The organism is Pseudomonas fluorescens (assembly GCF_030344995.1).
In the GTDB taxonomy this organism is placed as follows: domain Bacteria; phylum Pseudomonadota; class Gammaproteobacteria; order Pseudomonadales; family Pseudomonadaceae; genus Aquipseudomonas; species Aquipseudomonas fluorescens_BF.
This window is the reverse complement of record NZ_CP128260.1, coordinates 3,959,921-3,976,831: the sequence shown is the minus strand read 5'-3', so window position 1 is coordinate 3,976,831 and position 16,911 is coordinate 3,959,921. Positions and strand designations below refer to the sequence as shown.

Below are 16,911 nucleotides of genomic sequence, written 5' to 3'. Positions count from 1 at the left end.
TGAAGATGGCACGATCTGCGTGGTATCGCCATGTCCCCGTTGGACGTTGAAAAGATGAAAAGGCGCTCCAGCATAGCTAAATCCGCCTCAGAGGCGATAATGCGCAGCCTCTTTTTAACTCAAGCCATGGAAGCCTGTCGCGATGTTCGAGATTCAACCGATCGATGCCATCACTTATCGCCAGCAGACCCGGCGCAGCACGCTGATCATCGCGGTGCTGTTTCTGGTGCTGGCGATGGCGTTTTCGACGGCGGCGGTGGCGCTGTTCGGTGAACCGGGCGGGGATAATCTGCGATTCAATGTCGGCGGGGTGTTTGGCGCATTTCTGCTGACGGCGGCGTTGCTGCGCGGGCGTTTCTGGAACCAGACCTGGATGGCTCCGGCGGTGTACGGCTGGCGGCTAAAGCGCAGTCTGATGAGCGTCACCAACGTGATGCATCAGGTGACGGCGGCAGTGGAGAAGGGTGATCCGGTGGCGATGAAGGTGCTGCGTTTCTATCATCTGGGGCTGACCCAGATGCATGAACTGGACGGCAACTCCAGCGATCATGCGCAATTGCATCGTGAAGTCGAAGCGCACAAGGCGCGGATGGAGGCACTCGGTCTGGACACCGATCAGACGCGCCTCGATCCGGCCTGGCTGGAAGCTCTGAAAACGCGTTAAAACGGAATGCGCGCGGCGCGCCGGAGTTTCCAGCGGCGGATCAGACCCCCGTAGACCAGCAGGTTGACCACCAGCACAACGCTGCCCAGCATCAGTTGAATCTGCGGGGTCAGCCCGGCCGGGTAGATGATCGGCCAGACGTAATGTTCGATAAAGCCACCCGCGTATTCGGTCTGCCCGGCAGCGTGGCGCATCAGGTTTTCCCAATAGGTCAGCGGACAGGTCAGATGCAACACTTCGACCGCCACGCCCCAGGCCGCCGCCGGCAAATGCAGCCAGATCAGTCGCGGCCACTTGAGCACCAGCAGCCCGCCGAACAGCACGAACAGAATGAACAGCAAATGAAACAGCACCAGCCCGTCGGCGGCTATTCGATACAGCATGTCGTCTCCCTGACGCGTGTGTGAATGGTTGCCATGTTACGCCGGTAAACGACTGACGGAAGGAAGGATTTGCGCCAACTGCGCAAGATTGTTCAAGCCTTGAATGGGCGTTTGCTGGCAGAGTCCGGGGTCTTGTCTCACGGTTGAAGAGTGTTATGTCTGACTCATTAATGCCGCGCAGTGCCTTTCTTCGCGGAGCCGCGGCGATCATGCCGTTATCCCTGGCGACCGCGCCCTGGGGGCTGCTGGCCGGCTCCATGGCGATCGAAGCCAACCTCACGCCGCTGCAAGGGCAGGGCCTGTCGAGCATCGTGTTCGCCGGGGCCGCGCAATTGGTGGCGATCGGCATGCTCAAGGGCGGCGCGGGGATTTTCTCGATTCTGCTGACCACCTTGCTGCTGACCTCGCAGCATTTGCTCTACGGCATGAGCATGCGCCACGTGATTTCGCCATTACCAGGGCGCTGGCGCATAGGTCTGGGCTTTTTGCTCACCGATGAATTGTTTGCCCTGACCAGTCAGCACGACCGTCAGCAGTTCAATCGCTGGTACGCGCTGGGCGTCGGCCTGACGTTCTATATCGCCTGGAACCTCTTCACCCTGGCCGGCATCGTCCTCGGCAGCAGCATTCCGGGGCTTGAACACCTGGGGCTGGACTTCTCGATTGCCGCAACCTTCATCGCCCTGATCACGCCGGTGGTGCGCAATGTGCCGACGGTGGTCTGCGTGGCGGTGTCGCTGTTCTGCTCGGTGCTGTTCAGCTACTGGCAATGGGGTTCGGCGCTGGTGCTGTCGGGCCTGGCCGGCATGACCGCCGGGTTTATCTGCAACAAGCTGTATCGGGAGCGCACATGATGGTCTGGGCAGTGATTATCGGCATGGGGATTCTGGTGTTCCTCAACCGTTACGTGTTTCTCGAACCGCGCTTGCCGGTGCGTCTGAGCAGCAACGCGCGGCAATTTCTCGGTTTTGCCGTGCCGGGCATGTTGACCGCGATTTGCGGGCCGATTGTGTTCATGCCGGACAAACAACTGAATCTGCATTGGGATAACCCTTATCTGCTGAGTTCACTAGTGGCAATCGGCCTGGTGATCTACACACGCAATACGTTGCTCAGCATGCTGTTGAGCATGGCGTTCTTCTTTCTATTACGTTGGTGGCTATAAGTTGCGGGTGTTCTACGCTTAATGAATGAATTCCATCAGCGAGGTGAACATGGCAACCGAGCAGAAACGTCCCGAAGAAGATGACGAACCGAGTGAGGAAGAGATCGAGCGGGAGAAACACAAGGAGCAGACCTGGAAGCATGATGACAGCCGCGAGTTGTCCGACCGTGATCAGGAACGCCCGCTGAAACCCTGAACGCCACAACGAAAAAGCCCCGCGATTGCGGGGCTTTTTCGTTACATCAAAGATCTTCCAGCTGTGTGAAATCGGGGTGGGAGGCCCGATAACCCAAGGTCTTGTCGATCCAGGCATTCAGCTCGTTGACCATCACCGGCGGGTGGCAGGGATAGTTTTCGAGGGTGGCGCGCAGGATGCGGTCGATATCGGGTACGTCACGCAGGTTTCGAGTCTTTATGTAGTGGCCGATAAAACAGTCGAGTTGAAAGCGTTCTGTCGTGGACAGATGAATACACTCCAGGCCAGTGACCTGTTTGATTGCAAAATCGTCGCGCAACTTAGTTCTCTGCAAGGCTTGTTAAGTTTGTGGGGTATTCCTGGTTTTGCTGACTCTTTGGTCAACTGGTATGCCAATAGGAAATGCGGCGCGCATGCTATCCGTAGTGTTTCTAAAAGTATGTATGACGATTGAAATGTCAGACAGGCGGTTAATTCACTCAAACGACTGTTTCAGCGCTCTGTTTCGAGAATGAAACACCGCGTGTAACGCGCAGGATTCAATTCGTGGATACCTGCTCTTGATAACGCACCGCGCCGGCATTTATTTAAGTCACCGCTTCAATCAATTCAGCACCCTGATTGCGGGAGTTGCCGACCGCTTTGCCGACTTTGTGCCATTGAAACGCCTCGCTGGGTTCGGCTTCGAACAACAGCATTTGCTCGGCGCGCTCTGTGGGCGTGGCGGGATCGAGCCATTCGTCCACCCGATCGGCGCACAGCACGATCGGGCGCCGGTCATGGACATCGAGCAAGCCACCTTCGCTGTTGGCGGTGATGATGACGAAGCCGTCGTCTTCCCGTGGAGGTTCGCCGGGTGTCGGAAACTGGCCGATGGCGGCGCAGAAAACCGGTTGATGATCGGCGCGACGAATCAGCCAGGGCTGTCGGCTTTTGTCGGGGGCATCGACCCACTCGAACCAGTTGTCGACCGGCACGATCAGTCGATGACGCCAGATCGCTCGAAAGAACGGCCCGTGGGCGACTTTTTCCACCCGCGCGTTGATCGGCGCGACGCGATCCTTGGCCCAGTGCGGGCGCCAGCCCCAGCGCAGATTGTCGGCGTATAGCTGTTGTTGGTGCTGATGGAGGATCGCCAGAGACGTGGTGGGCGCGGCGTTGTAATGCGCCAGCGGTGCGTCGCCGACGTGATTGATCAGCGCATCGGGAATGCTCAGCACCGCGACGAAATCGTGGATGCCCCGGTATTGCGACAGTCTTCCGCACATCGGCCGGCCCTCCGGCGAACAGCTGCCTGAAGGTTTCAGCTTAGTTGCACGGTTCAATCCTTGCTGCCCTGGCCGGTGAACGCATCGCGCCAGACCAGCCAGCGGCGTTCCAGCACCGCAAGCAAACCGTCGCTGAGTTTGCCCAGCAGCGCCAGAACGATGATCGCGGCCAACACGATGTCCGGCCGCGACGTTTCGCGACCGTCACTGAGCAGGTAACCCAGCCCCTTGGTCGCGGCGATCAGTTCGGCCGCCACCAGAAACATCCATGACAGGCTCATGCCGCTGCGCAATCCCGTGAACAGGCCGGGCAGGGCGGCGGGCAACAGAATCCGTCGTACCAGTTGCAGCGGGCTGAAGCCGTATATGTGCCCGACTTCCACCAGTTTGCGGTCGATGTTGCGGATCGCCGCGACCACGTTGACGTACACCGGGAAGAACGCGCCGATGGCGATCAGGACGATTTTCGAGGTCTCGTCGATCCCCAGCCACAGCAGCAACAATGGCACCCACGCCAGGCTGGGAATCGAACGCAGCGCGGCGAAGGTCGGTTCCAGATAGGCTTCGGCTTCGCGGCTCAGGCCGACCCATGCGGCAAACACCAGCGCCAGACTCGCGCCGATGGCAAACCCCAGCAGCACGCGAATCAGGCTCGCGCCGATGTGTTTCCACAAGGCACCTTCGGCCAGATCGGTGAGGGTCAGCGCGATCTCGCTCGGCGCCGGCATCTGGTAGGACGGCAGCCAGCCGATGCGTACGATAAATTCCAGGGCGATCACGATCAGCAGTGGCAGGGCCAGGCCTTTAAGGCGCCGACGCCAGAGCGGACTCAGCAGGGGGAGTTTTCGCCGTGGTGCCGACAAGGCGAGGCGGGCGGGCAAGTCGTTGCTCATGGACGGTTCTCCGCTCACGACAAATCCGCGACGGGCGCGGACTTGTCATGAGCCTGATCGGTTACTGGGCGGCGGCGACTTGCTGGAAACCGGTGTCGATCAACTGATCGATGACCTGATCGACATTCACCCCACGGCGCACCAGTTCTTCGGAGACCAGAATCGGCGCGGCGGCTTTCGAGGCCAGCACGTCCTTGGCGGTCAGTTGCGGGCTGCTCAGGTCGGTGCGCGACAGTTGCAGTTTGGCCACATCCAGCGGCAGGCCGGATTCGCTGGCGAGCAACTTTGCCAATTCTTCCGGGTTCTTCACCGACCACTCGCGAGCCTGCTCATAGGCCTTGATCACGGTGTCGATGGTTTGCGGATGTTGCTTGGCGTATTGCTCGGTGACGCTGACCACGCCGTAGCTGTTGAAGTCGCGATTGCGGTACAGCAGGCGCGAACCGGCCTGCACCTGGCTGGCGGCCATGTGCGGATCGAGACCGGCCCAGGCGTCGACATCGCCTTTCTCCAGTGCGGTGCGGCCGTCCGGGTGTTGCAGGTGCACCAGTTCCACGTCGTCCTTTTTCAGCCCGGCCTGTTGCAGGGTGCGCAGGGTGAACAGGTACGGATCGGTGCCTTTGGTGGCGGCGATTTTCTTGCCCTTGAGGTCGGCGACGGACTGGATCGGCGAGTCCTTGCGCACCACCAGCGCGGTCCATTCGGCGCGGCTGTAGACGTAGACCGATTTGATCGGGCTGCCATTGGCGCGGCTGAGCACGGCAGCGAGGCTGGCCGACGAGGCGAAATCTACGCCGCCGCTGTTGAGGTATTCCAGCGAGCGGTTGCTGCCCTGGCTCAGCACCCAACTGACTTTGCTCTGGGGCAGGGCTTTTTCCAGATAGCCCAGATGTTTGAGCGCCAGGCTGACCGGCGAGTAATAGGCGTAATCCAGATGCACTTCGGCCGGCGGCGCTTCGGCGGCGTGGGCGAGCGGTTGCAGACTAAGGGCTACTGCGCAGGCCGCGAGCAGCGTTTTGACGCGGGAAAACGGTAAGAGGGATTTCATGGGCACGCTCCGGCAAGGCGACAGATTCTTATGTCCAAAAAGATATTTTTATCGAATGCTTACTGCATGAATGGAATATTGCAGGCTCTGTGCCATGTGCTCGTTGCCCCGTGTTTATGGGGTTTAGCGCCGGTTTTTCAGGTTTGAAGTGTTGCAGGGAAAACATTGTGCCGAGCCACTGTTGCTCGAGAAACAGTGTGGCGGGAAGGTGCTGAGCTTATGCGCTAATCGAATTTCAAATCTGATTTGTAAGAGCGTTATGGTCTATAAAAATCCCTTCTGCAGGACTCGCCATGAAGCTCTCACGTTTCCTACGCGCCGCGTTGACCAGTGCACTGTTTGCCACGCCATTGACCTACGCCGCCGAACCCTTGGTCCTGCACGTCGGCGACCAGAATTACTACAATATCCGCGCGTCCATAGAAGCTTCCGGCGTGTTGAAGGACGCGCCTTACACGGTCGACTGGAAACACTTCCAGGCTGCCGCGCCGTTGGCCGAGGCGCTGCAGACCGGGTCGCTGGATCTGGGTTTTCTCGGGGATTCGGGGTTTCTGTTTTTGGCGGCCAAGCAGGCGCCGGTGAAGCTGATCGGTGTGTCGCGACAGAACCCGGACACCATCGCCCTGTTGGTGCCCAAGGATTCTCCGGTGAAAACCATCGAGGACCTGAAGGGCAAGAAAGTCGCCTACTGGCCGGGTGCCTGGAGTCAGCAATTGATTTTGCGGGCGCTGGAGCAGGGCGGGTTACCTGAGAATTACGTCGACTTCGTCAAGCTGATGCCGATCGATGCCGCCGCAGCACTACCGCAAGGCAGTATCGATGCATTCCCGGTTTGGGAACCGTACATTTCCCAGCAGATCGTGTTCTCCGGTGCGCGGCCGATTCTCACGGCGAAAAACCTGATGCCGGGTTTGAGCGCGATTGCGGCGTCTGCGCCGTCCATCGACAGCAAGCGTGAAGCGATCGCCGATTTTCTCGGGCGCCTGAAGCAGGCCCGGGCCTGGGTCGACAGCCACACCGACGAATACGCCGACCTGTGGGCGAAGAAGGCCAACCTCGATCAGCAGGTTTCGCGGCACTGGTTACGCCAGGCACACATGACGGTCGGCCCGGTGGATCAACAGGCCGCCGCCGATCTGCAAAGCACCGCCGACTTCCTGTTCAAGGTCAAGGCGCTGCCGGCTCCACTGGCCACGGCAGGGATCATCGATAGCTCGTTTCAACAGGCACTGGCACGCTGAGCGAGCGCCGGAACCAAACCCTGTGTATCTTTATCCAACCTCGGCCCATCTCAATGGGTCGCAGGGAGGCAGCAGCGGCGAAGGAGTTTTGCCAATCGACAACATGACCGCAACGGTCGGGCTCAAGGCAAAACATGACACAGTGGTTCAAGCTTTTCTGCGCGATGGCGGTGGCCGTCGGGTTGGCCGGATGCATCGCCGCTCCCATCGAAATGACCGCGCAGACCGAGGCCCGGCTCAAGGCCCAGGCGCCTGTGCGGTTTCTGTTGACCTTCGATGACGGGCCCAGCGCTTCAAGTTTTTTCAACCCCACCGACACCGTGCTCGACAGCCTCAAGGACAACCCGCTGCAACCGGGCATCAAAGCGGTGTTTTTTGTCCAGACCGGCGCGCCCCGAGCGGGTAATAGCGAAATCGGTCGGCGGGTCATGCATCGCGAGCATGACGAAGGGCACATTCTGGGCTTTCACACTGCCACCCATTGGCACACCAATCATCGTTTGCTCGACCCGGATGAACTTGAAACCTCGCTGACCAACGGCTCGGCAGACATCGCGGCGATCACCGGCGCGCCGCCGACGTTGCTGCGCCCGCCGTTCTGGAACTACGACAAACGCACCTTCGCCGCCTATCAGCAGCACCACATGCAGGTGTTGCTGACCGACCTGAGCGCCAACGACGGCAAGATCTGGGGCTTCAACGCCAGCCCCCGGCGGCGGGCGAACATGCTGCGTCAGCTGTCGGAAGTCCGCGAACAGATTGCCCTCGGCGAATTGCCAACAGTGGACGGGGTGATTCCGGTGGTAGTGACCTTCCATGACCTCAATCGCTATACCGCCCGACACACTCGCGAGTACTTGCAGATTCTGCTCGATAGCGCCGCCGCCACCGGCGTGCGACTGGCGGACAAACCGTTCTATGACGATCGCGCGGCGCTTGAAAAAGCCGCACTGGCGCGCACCGTGCAAGAGTCGTCGAAACCGGTGAACCTGCCGGGGATCTGGAACTGGATCTGGGATCACGACGCGCACTGAGTGCGGCGGATTGAAGATGTGAAGCCGTTGGCAAATTTTGCGGTGGCTGGCGCAAGCAGGGCAGCAAAAGCTCATCTATGCTCAGCGGATCGCCCGAGCCGACGCCTGTGAGGCGTGCCCCCATGATTGCCATTGCCGACATTTGCCGCATCGTCGAATCCGGCTTTTCGCCGTTGTATTGCGATTGCACCGAAACGGCGCAGGGGCTCTTGCAGATCAAGGTTTACGAACCCGACAGCGGGCGGGTCAACCTGTTGCTCAACGGGGTGTCCCCGGAGCATCTGGTCACCATTCGTGACATCTCCAATTTCATCGGTGAATTGCGCACTGAGATGAGCGCCGGGCGTCGGGCTTTCGCCGGCTGACGGTCAAAGACGTCGCTGAAAGGCGCGGACGATGCTCAGCGTGGCGTCACTGACGTTGAGGTTCTGAACTGCATCGAGCGGGTGCCAGAGGCAGTCGACAATTTCATTCAGCGGGCGAACCTGATCAATGTTCAGCACCGACGCTTCGTAGACGTGGTGGCGGGTGCTGCCGGTCTGTAATTCCATCAGATAAAGCATGTCATCGCTTTCCAGCCCGGTCTCTTCTTTGAGTTCTCGGGCGGCGGCCTCTGCGCGGGTTTCCCCCGGTTCGACGGTGCCCCCCGGAAGATTCCAGCGGCACCTGGGTTTGCGCACCAGGAGAATGTGTCGATCCTGCTCGCAGATGACGGTTGCTCGTACTTTCATGTGTTACCCGATGGCCGCTTGTCATAAAACTGTCATGAAGTAGCAATATTTGGGCCGCTGCCGGTTTAGAGCTTCTGAGTGCCTGGTAGCGGCAAAAGTGCCGGAGACTTGACGCGGCACGGTGCGACGTCCGGTCGGCACGGCAGCGCGTTGCGGGTGTAAGGTGGAAAAGTTCGTTACCAGACAGGAGGTGCCTATGAGCATGGCGATGCTGAACAAAATGCACATGAATGGCTACGACGTACTCAGCGTGAACAACGGCCCGTGGCGGGTCTGCACGCAGGGTGACCGGCTCGCTTCGTTTGCCAGTCGCGAGGAAGCGCTGGCGTACGCCGCCGCGTTGCCGGGGTACAAAAGCCGCGCACGCGGTCGCAAGGCAGACTGAAGGTCTGTGAAGAAAAAGCCCCGGTTGTCCGGGGCTTTTTGCTGTGGGCAGGGTGAGGTTCAGTGGACTTTGGTTCGGCTGATGGCGCGGGCTTTCACTTCCCGGGCATACAGTTGCAGGCGCTCTTCATCGCTTTGCAGCACCTCGCAGGATCGCAGCACCGCCTGGGCGTCCGCTTCGTTGCCCGACTGGCGCAGTTGCTCGGCGATGCGCTTGAGGTCCACCGCCGACCATCTCAGGTCCGATGCAACGCTTTGCAGGTCACGTTGAAGTTCGTGTTCGTATTCATTGAGCCGCATGATCACCTCCGGAACATTCTCGGTAAAACAGAGTAGCCGCATTTTTCCGGTGTGGGTCAAGGTCTTCTGTCGATGAGCTGAATGGCCCGGTTTTCGGGGAGTACAGGCAGAGCGCTACGATGGATGTCCGAACAGTTACAGGTTACATTCGCGTTTTTTCAGATGAAGGAATCACCATGCGGATGTTGATCGGGGGGATGCTGTTGGCGGCATTGACCGGTTGTTCGTTGCCTGCGTCACTGGTGCCGGGCGAGCCGAATGTCAGCAAGATCAGCGGCAAGACTCCCAAGGACTACGCCGCGTGTGTACTGCCACTGTGGCAGCAGGACGTTGCCAAGACGTCCCAGACGTCCATTTCCAATGGCTACCGGATCACCGCGCCGAGCATCGTCACCGCCGACGAGATTCTCGATGTGGTCAAGTACAAGGACGGCAGCCGTGTCTCCCTCTACCAGGGGCCGCCGTGGGCGAAGTCCGGCTCGTTGCGCAAAGCGGTGCGTGATTGCCTGTAATGGCGAAATAAAAAAAGCAGAAACCGGTGATCGGTTTCTGCTTTTTTTTGCCCGCTGATCGCGCTCAGTCGGAGATATCGGTGAGCGGAATGCCTGTGCCACCGGTCTTCTTTTCCCGGCGATCCTGCATCCAGTCTTCCACCTGGCTGTTGAACCCCGCCGGTGCCTTGCGTCCGACCTTTCTGGCGATGTCGAGAATGGTCTGCTGGGCGAGGGCTTCTTCCATGCGCTTTTGCGCGGTCATCATCGCGGCGTGGATCGAGCAGGTGCCTTCCAGCGCCCAGTCCGGCGGTGAGCCGTCGAACAGTGCGCAGCGTCCGCGAATGTCCCGGCATTCGAAAATGTTCTTGCGACCATCGATGGCATTGACGATGTCGAGCAGGGTGATTTCATCCGCCGGACGCGCCAGGGTGAAGCCCCCGCGCACGCCGCCGGTGGATTCCACCAGTTTGCCTTTGGCCAATTTGGTGAAGATCTTCGCCAGGTAATCCAGCGGCACTCCTTGCAGCTCTGCCAGGTCGCGCACGCTGGCTTCACGACTGTCACCGCCGCTGCCTACCAGAAAGGCCAGGCAGTGAATGCCGTACTCGACCCCCGCACTGTAAAGTGACATAACTATCTCCGACTGTATTTGTCGCCGATGTTATCAGGCTTATTCGTGGCAAACAAATCGAGAACGGCTTGGGCGTTTGGCGATGAGGCCCCCGATTTTCTTGGGTTTCAGCTAAATCAATGAGTTGGATAGAGTGGCTCTGTTCAGTTTGAGCTATCGAAGTTTTCGATGCTAATCATCACAAAATCTGACTTGTCGGATTTAAAGGCGACCAATACAGTCGCCGTTATCCGGTGAGCAGCCTTCCGCGTTCTTGAAAAATACAGACGTGTCCGCTCCCGATGATGTGAATCCTTCAACCTCATTCAGTGACTTGGCTTCGTGCCTGGAGAGAACAATGAAACAGCACATTCTGGTAATCGGCGCAGGTTTCGGTGGCATGTGGACGGCGTTGAGCGCCACGCGTCTGGTCGACATTCACAATCGGGACAACATCGACGTGACCGTGTTGGCACCGCAAGCCGAGTTGCGCGTTCGCCCACGGTTCTACGAGCCGAATGCCCACACGCTGGCCGCACCGCTGGGCGATCTGTTCGATGCGGTTGGCGTCAACTTCATCAAGGGCGCGGCGAACACCATCGACGTGCAGGCAAAAACCGTGGGCTACACCGACGCAGCCGGTGCGCAACAGGTGTTCAACTACGACAAACTGGTGCTGGCCTCCGGCAGCGGTCTGGCCCTGGCGGACACCCCGGGCGTGGCGCAATACGCGTTTGATGTCGACCAGATCGAAGCCGCCATTCGCCTGGAAAACCACCTGAAATCCCTGATCGCCCAACCTGAGAGCCAGGCACGCAACACTGTGGTCGTCGCCGGCGGTGGTTTCACCGGTATCGAAACCGCGACCGAAATGCCGGCGCGTCTGCGGGAAGTGCTGGGCGACGATGCCAACGTTCAAGTGATCATCGTTGACCGTGCGCAGAAAGTCGGCGCCTCCATGGGCGAAGCGATCAGCGTGTCGATTGCCGAGGCGAGTGAAGCGTTGGGCGTTGAATGGCGACTGGGTGTGTCGGTGCTGTCGGTCGATGAAAACGGCGTGACCCTGTCGGACGGCCAGCGCATCGAGGCAAAAACCGTGGTCTGGACCACCGGCGTGCGTGCCAGCTCCCTGACCGAGCAGATTCCTGCCGAACGTGATCGTCAGGGCCGTCTGCACGTTGATGCGCACCTGAAAGTCATCGGTCAGGACGATATCTTCGCTACCGGCGACGTGGCTTATGCGGCCACCGACGACATCGGCAACTTCGCCCTGATGACCTGCCAGCACGCGATTTCCCTCGGCCGACATGCCGGCAACAACGTCGCGGCGCAGATTCTCGGTGTCGACCCGACGCCATACAGCCAGCCGAAATACGTGACCTGCCTCGACCTCGGCGCCTGGGGCGCGGTGTACACCGAAGGCTGGGATCGTCAGGTGAAACTGGTGAAAGAAGAGGGCAAGTCGCTCAAGACCCAGATCAACACCCAGTGGATCTACCCGCCGGCGGCTGACCGTGCCATCGCGCTGGCGGCTGCGGATCCGATGATTCCTGTCGTCGCGTAATCGACGCAGTTCGAAAATCCCGCTTTCGAGCGGGATTTTTTCGCCTGCCCTTTTTTACCTGCATCAAGGCTATGACTAAAAGTCATTGCCCCATGATTTTTAATGGTTACGGTCGGCCCGATCCCCGGTGTTAAAAAATCGCAAACACAGCTCATCAATAACAACCAGAGAGCGTTTGCAGCCATGTCCCGATTCTCCCTTCGCGTCTCCCCACGTCCGTTATTGATCCCGTTGGCCATCCGGCCTGCGTGAGCTGTCGATCACCCCAAAAAATCCCTCTGCATCGCAAAGAGTAATGACTGATGAAAGAACTCGACCTGTACATCGGTGAAGGTTTCGAAGGCCCGGGCGTGAACGCCGCGCACATCAATATCCTGATCGGCCCGCGCAACGGCCCGGCGGGGCAGGCGTTTGCCAACAGCCTGGCGTCGCCGAGCCAGGGCCATTGCCCGTTCATGGTGATCGCCCAGCCGAATATCCCGGTCAAACCGATGACCCTGTACGTCAACAAGGCTGCCATCAGCAGCGACCTGCACGGTAATGCGACGTGGGGTGCATCTCAGGCGGGTATCGCCAAGGCCGTGCTCGAAGCACTGCTCGACGGCACGCTGCCACCCGAAGCCGAAGACGAGTGGGCGATCGTCACCGCCAACTGGGTCAACCCGGCCTGCGACGACCTCGATGCGGTTTACCTGAACAACTACAACGCTTGCCGCACCGCGATCCGCGCCGCCCTCACCGGCAAGCCGGAAACCGCGCAGCTCAAGGATGTGGTCAACCACATCAGCAACCCTTTCTACACGCCAAAAGCCTGAGGTCCGCGCCATGCAATACATCCGTTTGGGCAACTCCGGCCTGCAAGTTTCCCGCCTGTGCCTGGGCACCATGAACATGGGTACCCCGGACTGGAAACCGTGGATCTTCAATGAAAAACAAAGCGAGCCGATCGTTGCTCACGCGCTGAACAACGGCGTGAACTTCATCGACCTCGCGGACTTCTATTCCGCCGGTGTCGGCGAGGAAGTGGTAGGGCGCATCGTCAAGCGTCTGGCCCGCCGCGAAGACCTGGTGATCACCACCAAGGTCGGCTACGGCACCCGCAACGGCATCAACGCCAGCGGCCATTCGCGCAAGCACATCATGGACAGCATCGATGCCTCGCTGAAGCGTCTGGACATGGATTACGTCGACGTGTTCATGCTGCATTACTTCGACGTGAACACCCCGGTCGAGGAAACCATGGGCGCACTGAACGACATCGTGCGTTCCGGCAAGGCGCGTTACATCGGCGTGTCGACCATGCTCACCGGTCAACTGGCGAAAATCCTCATGGCCTGCGAGCGCAACGGTTGGGTCAAACCGATCAACATGCAGCTGCAACTGAACTGCGCCTACCGTGAAGAAGAACGCGAGATGATTCCGTTCTGCCGCGATCAGGGCATTGGCGTCTCGGTGTTCAGCCCGCTGGCCCGTGGTTTGTTGACCGGTGACGTGCAATCGACCCGCAACCAGACCGATTTCTTCACCCAGCAGATGTACAGCGACGAAGCCTCGTTTGAAATCGCTCATTCGGTGCAGCGCGTGGCCCGTGCCCGTGGTGTGTCGAACGCGCAGATCGCTCAGGCCTGGGTCGCCAATCATCCCGGCGTGGATTGCATGCTGGTCGGCGCCGACACCACCGCACAGTTCGACAGCGCACTGGCCGCGCTGGAAACCAAACTCGACGCCGAAGAGCTGCATGAACTGGAACGCAACTACACCCCGTGTGACGTGATCAACGATTACACCGCTGGCAAACGCATTCTGCGCACGGCTCGTCCGGGACTGGAGCGCTTTACGTTGCAGGGGGCGGTGGCATGAGCGAATTGATTCGTCACGGCAACTTTATCGACGGTCAGTGGGGTCAGGGTGGCGCCACTTATCCGGTGCGCAATCCGGCCAACGGTGAGTTGATCGCCGACGTGCAAAAGGCCGGTGCCGAGGAAACCAACCTCGCCATCGAGGCTGCCAATCGTGCCTTGCCGGGCTGGCGCAAGCTCACCGCCAAGGAGCGCAGTCAGCGCCTGAAACGCTGGAGCGATCTGATGCTCGCCAACCAGCAGGAACTGGCGACCTTGCTCAGTCGTGAACAAGGCAAACCGCTGGCCGAAGCCAAGGGCGAAGTGGTTTACGCCGCGAGTTTTCTCGAATGGTTTGGCGAAGAAGCCAAGCGTGCCTACGGTGATGTGATCCCGAGCCACAAGGCCGATGCGCGGATCATCGTGACCAAGGAAGCGATCGGCGTGGTCGCGGCGATCACCCCGTGGAACTTCCCGCTGGCGATGGTCACCCGCAAGGTCGGCCCGGCGCTGGCGGCGGGTTGCACGATGATCCTGAAACCCTCGGAAGAGACGCCGCTGTCGGCATTTGCCCTGGCGGTGTTGGCCGAGCAGGCCGGGATTCCGGCCGGTGTGTTCAACATCGTTTCCGGCGACGCGGTGGCGATCGGCGGCGCGCTGCAAGCGTCCAGCGTGGTGCGCAAGCTGTCGTTCACCGGCTCGACCCGCACCGGCAAACTGCTGATGCGCCAGGCTGCCGACACCCTGAAAAAGGTTTCGCTGGAACTGGGTGGCAACGCACCGTTCATTGTCTTCGACGACGCCGACATCGATGCAGCCGTGAAAGGCGCGATGGCCTCGAAATTCCGCAACACCGGGCAGACCTGCGTGTGCGTCAACCGCTTCTTCATTCAGGACGGCGTCTACGAAGCCTTCACCGGCAAACTCGCCGAAGCGGTCGCGGCGATGCGCGTAGGCAGTGCGCTGGACGGTGAGACCGAGCAAGGTCCGCTGATCAACGCCGCTGCGTTGGCCAAGGTCGAAGCCCACGTCAGCGATGCGCTGGAGAAGGGCGCCACACTGTTGTGCGGCGGCCGTCGTCATGCGCTGGGCGGCACGTTCTACGAACCGACCATCCTCACCGAAGCCAACGGCGACATGCTGATCGCCCAGGACGAAACCTTCGGCCCGGTGGCCGCGTGCTTCCGTTTCAAGGACGAAGCCGAGGTGCTGGCGCGGGCCAACGACACGCCGTTCGGCTTGTCGGCGTACTTCTACAGCCGCGACATCGGCCGGGTCTGGCGCATGGCCGAAGGGCTGGAGGCCGGGATGGTCGGCATCAACGAAGGAATCATCTCCACGGAGGTGGCGCCTTTCGGTGGCATCAAGGAATCGGGCCTTGGGCGTGAAGGTTCGAAGTACGGTCTGGATGACTATCTGGAGATCAAGTACCTGTTGATGGGCGGCCTCTAGGCCTCCCCGAAACCTGTGGGAGTTCGCTCCCGCAGGCTTCTCCCAGAGCTTTCCGTTTCTCCGTCAATAACAACAATTGGAGACGAACATGTCCGCTCAACCCGTAAAGATTGATGACCTGCCCATCGGGCGCTTCCATATCAAAATCGCCGGCCTGACCTTCGGCGCGCACTTTACCGACGGCTACATCCTTGGCCTGATCGGCATCGCATTCACTTTGCTCAGCCCGCAGATGCAGCTCGATGCGTTCTGGCAGGGCCTGATTGGCGCATCGGCGCTGATCGGTCTGTTTCTCGGCAGCCTGTTCTTCGGCTGGATCTCGGACAAGGTCGGCCGGCAGAAAATCTTCCTGGTCAGTTTTGTGCTGATCACGCTCGCTTCGGTGATGCAGTTTTACGTCGAAACGGCCATGAGTCTGTTCCTCTGTCGAGTGTTGATCGGCATCGGTCTGGGCGGGGATTTCAGCGTCGGGCACGCGATGCTTGCCGAGTTCGCGCCGAAGAAACATCGTGGCGTGTTGCTGGGTTCGTTCAGCGTGATCTGGACCTTCGGCTATGTCGCAGCGACCTTTGTCGGCACCGCCATGCTCAGCCTCGGTGATGATGCGTGGCGCTGGATGCTGGCATCGTCGGCGATCCCTGCTGCGTTGATTCTGATCGCGCGAATCGGCACGCCGGAATCACCACGCTGGCTGGTCAATCAGGGCCGCGTGGCCGAAGCCCGTGCCATCGTCAAAAAGCATTTGGGCGACAACGTCGAGCTGGATGAAACCCGTTCCAGCGAAACCCGTTCGGGCTACGCGGTGCTGTTCAGTCGCGAATACCGCAAGCGCACGGCGTTCAACTGCCTGTTCTTCGTCTGCATCGTCATGCCGTACTTCGCCATCTACACCTTCCTGCCATCGATCCTGCAGAAGATGGGCCTGGCCGAAGGCTTTGGCACCGAGCTGATGCTCAACATGCTGCTGATCCTCGGCGCCTTGATCGGCATTTGGTGCACGATCAAGTTCACCCGACGCGGGTTCCTGATCAACTCGTTCATCATCCTGGCGGTGGCGTTGTTTCTGCTGGCAGTGTTGCCGGGCAGCGCGGCGTGGTTGATGGTGCTGGTGTTCGGCGTGTTCACGCTGGTGCTGTCGGCGGTGAGCAATCTGGTGGGCGTGTTCCCGGCGGAGAGCTTCCCGACGGAAGTGCGGGCCAGCGGGATTGGTCTGGCGACGGCGGTGAGCCGTCTGGGTTCGGCGGTCAGTACGTTCCTGTTGCCGGTGAGTGTGGCGGGGATCGGGTTGAGCCCGACGATGGGGATTCTTGCGGCGATTCTGGGGGTTGGCGCGTTGTTGTCGTGGGCGTGGGCGCCGGAGACCAAGTCGTTGACGTTGAGTCAGGCGTGCAAGGCGCAGAGTCCGGTGGAGGGGGGAGGCGTTGTGGCTGGGAAAGTGGCAGCTTCCCTGTGATTTTATTAACGGTGAGCAGCTACTGTCCGTGTTTACTTGAGATCCACCCCTCACCCCAGCCCTCTCCCCAAAGGGGAGAGGGGGAAAGGGAGCAGATCTTCATGGTTTTCCAGGCCTGAGTTCGGCTCGGCGGATCAGGTCGATGTATGTCTAATAAACACCTCGGTAGGTCCCCTCTCCCTCTGGGAGAGGG

Annotated in this window: 22 protein-coding genes; 14 read left to right on the top strand and 8 right to left on the bottom strand. The window is 60.0% G+C overall.

Features of this window, described 5'->3' with window-relative positions; all coding sequences use genetic code 11:
• The first annotated feature begins 142 nt into the window (after positions 1-142).
• Positions 143-664: a DUF3087 domain-containing protein gene (locus QR290_RS17580; RefSeq protein ID WP_289203219.1), complete on the top strand. Its 522-nt coding sequence runs from the start codon at positions 143-145 to the stop codon at positions 662-664.
• Here the strand turns inward: QR290_RS17580 and QR290_RS17575 are convergent.
• Positions 661-1,047 carry a DUF2784 domain-containing protein gene (locus QR290_RS17575; RefSeq protein ID WP_289203218.1) on the bottom strand — a complete coding sequence of 129 codons (387 nt, stop codon included), beginning with the start codon at positions 1,045-1,047 and terminating at the stop codon, positions 661-663. The genes QR290_RS17580 and QR290_RS17575 overlap by 4 nt on opposite strands.
• A gap of 155 nt (positions 1,048-1,202) precedes the next feature.
• Between QR290_RS17575 and QR290_RS17570 the strand changes: the two genes are divergently transcribed.
• From QR290_RS17570 to QR290_RS17560, 3 genes are read left to right on the top strand one after another with little or no spacing between them, the layout of a single operon-like run.
• Positions 1,203-1,901: an AzlC family ABC transporter permease gene (locus QR290_RS17570; protein WP_045121617.1), complete on the top strand. Its 699-nt coding sequence runs from the start codon at positions 1,203-1,205 to the stop codon at positions 1,899-1,901.
• Positions 1,901-2,212, top strand: a complete 312-nt coding sequence (locus QR290_RS17565; protein WP_289205312.1) for an AzlD domain-containing protein — start codon at positions 1,901-1,903, stop codon at positions 2,210-2,212. The genes QR290_RS17570 and QR290_RS17565 overlap by 1 nt, the downstream gene beginning before the upstream one ends.
• A 49-nt stretch (positions 2,213-2,261) precedes the next feature.
• Positions 2,262-2,408, top strand: coding sequence for a hypothetical protein (locus QR290_RS17560; RefSeq protein WP_007950514.1), 147 nt, complete (start codon positions 2,262-2,264; stop codon positions 2,406-2,408).
• A 46-nt stretch (positions 2,409-2,454) separates the two neighbouring features.
• Here QR290_RS17560 and QR290_RS17555 read toward each other — a convergent pair whose 3' ends face one another.
• The 4 genes from QR290_RS17555 to QR290_RS17540 all read right to left on the bottom strand — a co-directional run bounded on the left by QR290_RS17555 (position 2,455) and on the right by QR290_RS17540 (position 5,617).
• Positions 2,455-2,727: a hypothetical protein gene (locus QR290_RS17555; RefSeq protein WP_041475322.1), complete on the bottom strand. Its 273-nt coding sequence runs from the start codon at positions 2,725-2,727 to the stop codon at positions 2,455-2,457.
• Between the two features lie 268 nt (positions 2,728-2,995).
• Complete coding sequence (locus QR290_RS17550; RefSeq protein WP_115078273.1) at positions 2,996-3,676, bottom strand: SOS response-associated peptidase; 681 nt, start codon at positions 3,674-3,676, stop codon at positions 2,996-2,998.
• Between the two features lie 53 nt (positions 3,677-3,729).
• A complete protein-coding gene (locus tag QR290_RS17545) occupies positions 3,730-4,569 on the bottom strand; it encodes an ABC transporter permease (RefSeq protein WP_289203217.1) in 840 nt (279 codons plus the stop codon).
• Between the two features lie 61 nt (positions 4,570-4,630).
• Positions 4,631-5,617: an aliphatic sulfonate ABC transporter substrate-binding protein gene (locus QR290_RS17540; protein WP_289203216.1), complete on the bottom strand. Its 987-nt coding sequence runs from the start codon at positions 5,615-5,617 to the stop codon at positions 4,631-4,633.
• Between the two features lie 293 nt (positions 5,618-5,910).
• On the opposite strand from QR290_RS17540, the gene QR290_RS17535 reads away from it, so the two are divergent.
• The 3 genes from QR290_RS17535 to QR290_RS17525 all read left to right on the top strand — a co-directional run bounded on the left by QR290_RS17535 (position 5,911) and on the right by QR290_RS17525 (position 8,257).
• The gene (locus QR290_RS17535; protein WP_289203215.1) at positions 5,911-6,858 is read left to right on the top strand and encodes an ABC transporter substrate-binding protein; all 948 of its coding nucleotides are present in this window, start codon (positions 5,911-5,913) and stop codon (positions 6,856-6,858) included.
• Between the two features lie 134 nt (positions 6,859-6,992).
• Complete coding sequence (locus tag QR290_RS17530) at positions 6,993-7,892, top strand: polysaccharide deacetylase family protein (protein ID WP_289203214.1); 900 nt, start codon at positions 6,993-6,995, stop codon at positions 7,890-7,892.
• 122 nt (positions 7,893-8,014) lie between these two features.
• Positions 8,015-8,257, top strand: coding sequence for a DUF1652 domain-containing protein (locus QR290_RS17525; RefSeq protein ID WP_115078268.1), 243 nt, complete (start codon positions 8,015-8,017; stop codon positions 8,255-8,257).
• 3 nt (positions 8,258-8,260) lie between these two features.
• Here QR290_RS17525 and QR290_RS17520 read toward each other — a convergent pair whose 3' ends face one another.
• Positions 8,261-8,623, bottom strand: coding sequence for an NUDIX hydrolase (locus QR290_RS17520; RefSeq protein ID WP_115078267.1), 363 nt, complete (start codon positions 8,621-8,623; stop codon positions 8,261-8,263).
• A gap of 196 nt (positions 8,624-8,819) precedes the next feature.
• Between QR290_RS17520 and QR290_RS17515 the strand changes: the two genes are divergently transcribed.
• Complete coding sequence (locus QR290_RS17515; RefSeq protein ID WP_007950503.1) at positions 8,820-9,008, top strand: hypothetical protein; 189 nt, start codon at positions 8,820-8,822, stop codon at positions 9,006-9,008.
• A 59-nt stretch (positions 9,009-9,067) separates the two neighbouring features.
• Here QR290_RS17515 and QR290_RS17510 read toward each other — a convergent pair whose 3' ends face one another.
• Complete coding sequence (locus tag QR290_RS17510; RefSeq protein WP_007950501.1) at positions 9,068-9,307, bottom strand: hypothetical protein; 240 nt, start codon at positions 9,305-9,307, stop codon at positions 9,068-9,070.
• A 176-nt stretch (positions 9,308-9,483) separates the two neighbouring features.
• On the opposite strand from QR290_RS17510, the gene QR290_RS17505 reads away from it, so the two are divergent.
• Positions 9,484-9,819 (top strand): hypothetical protein, encoded by a 336-nt coding sequence (locus tag QR290_RS17505; RefSeq protein ID WP_115078266.1) that lies wholly within the window; start codon positions 9,484-9,486, stop codon positions 9,817-9,819.
• Between the two features lie 64 nt (positions 9,820-9,883).
• Here QR290_RS17505 and QR290_RS17500 read toward each other — a convergent pair whose 3' ends face one another.
• Positions 9,884-10,432 carry an RrF2 family transcriptional regulator gene (locus QR290_RS17500; protein WP_289203213.1) on the bottom strand — a complete coding sequence of 183 codons (549 nt, stop codon included), beginning with the start codon at positions 10,430-10,432 and terminating at the stop codon, positions 9,884-9,886.
• Positions 10,433-10,769: 337 nt separating this feature from the next.
• Here QR290_RS17500 and QR290_RS17495 point away from each other — a divergent pair, with 337 nt between their 5' ends.
• From QR290_RS17495 to QR290_RS17475, 5 genes are all read left to right on the top strand, one after another.
• Entirely contained in the window at positions 10,770-11,975 is a 1,206-nt protein-coding gene (locus QR290_RS17495; protein WP_115078264.1) for an NAD(P)/FAD-dependent oxidoreductase, read from the top strand.
• A gap of 302 nt (positions 11,976-12,277) precedes the next feature.
• Positions 12,278-12,790 carry a formaldehyde-activating enzyme gene (gene fae / locus QR290_RS17490; RefSeq protein ID WP_007950493.1) on the top strand — a complete coding sequence of 171 codons (513 nt, stop codon included), beginning with the start codon at positions 12,278-12,280 and terminating at the stop codon, positions 12,788-12,790.
• 10 nt (positions 12,791-12,800) lie between these two features.
• Positions 12,801-13,835, top strand: coding sequence for an aldo/keto reductase (locus QR290_RS17485; protein ID WP_115078263.1), 1,035 nt, complete (start codon positions 12,801-12,803; stop codon positions 13,833-13,835).
• On the top strand, positions 13,832-15,265 hold the full coding sequence (locus tag QR290_RS17480) for an NAD-dependent succinate-semialdehyde dehydrogenase (protein WP_289203212.1): 1,434 nt from the start codon (positions 13,832-13,834) through the stop codon (positions 15,263-15,265). Before QR290_RS17485 ends, QR290_RS17480 begins: the two co-directional genes overlap by 4 nt.
• Before the next feature lie 88 nt (positions 15,266-15,353).
• Positions 15,354-16,718: an MFS transporter gene (locus tag QR290_RS17475; protein WP_289203211.1), complete on the top strand. Its 1,365-nt coding sequence runs from the start codon at positions 15,354-15,356 to the stop codon at positions 16,716-16,718.
• The last annotated feature ends 193 nt before the right edge of the window (positions 16,719-16,911 follow it).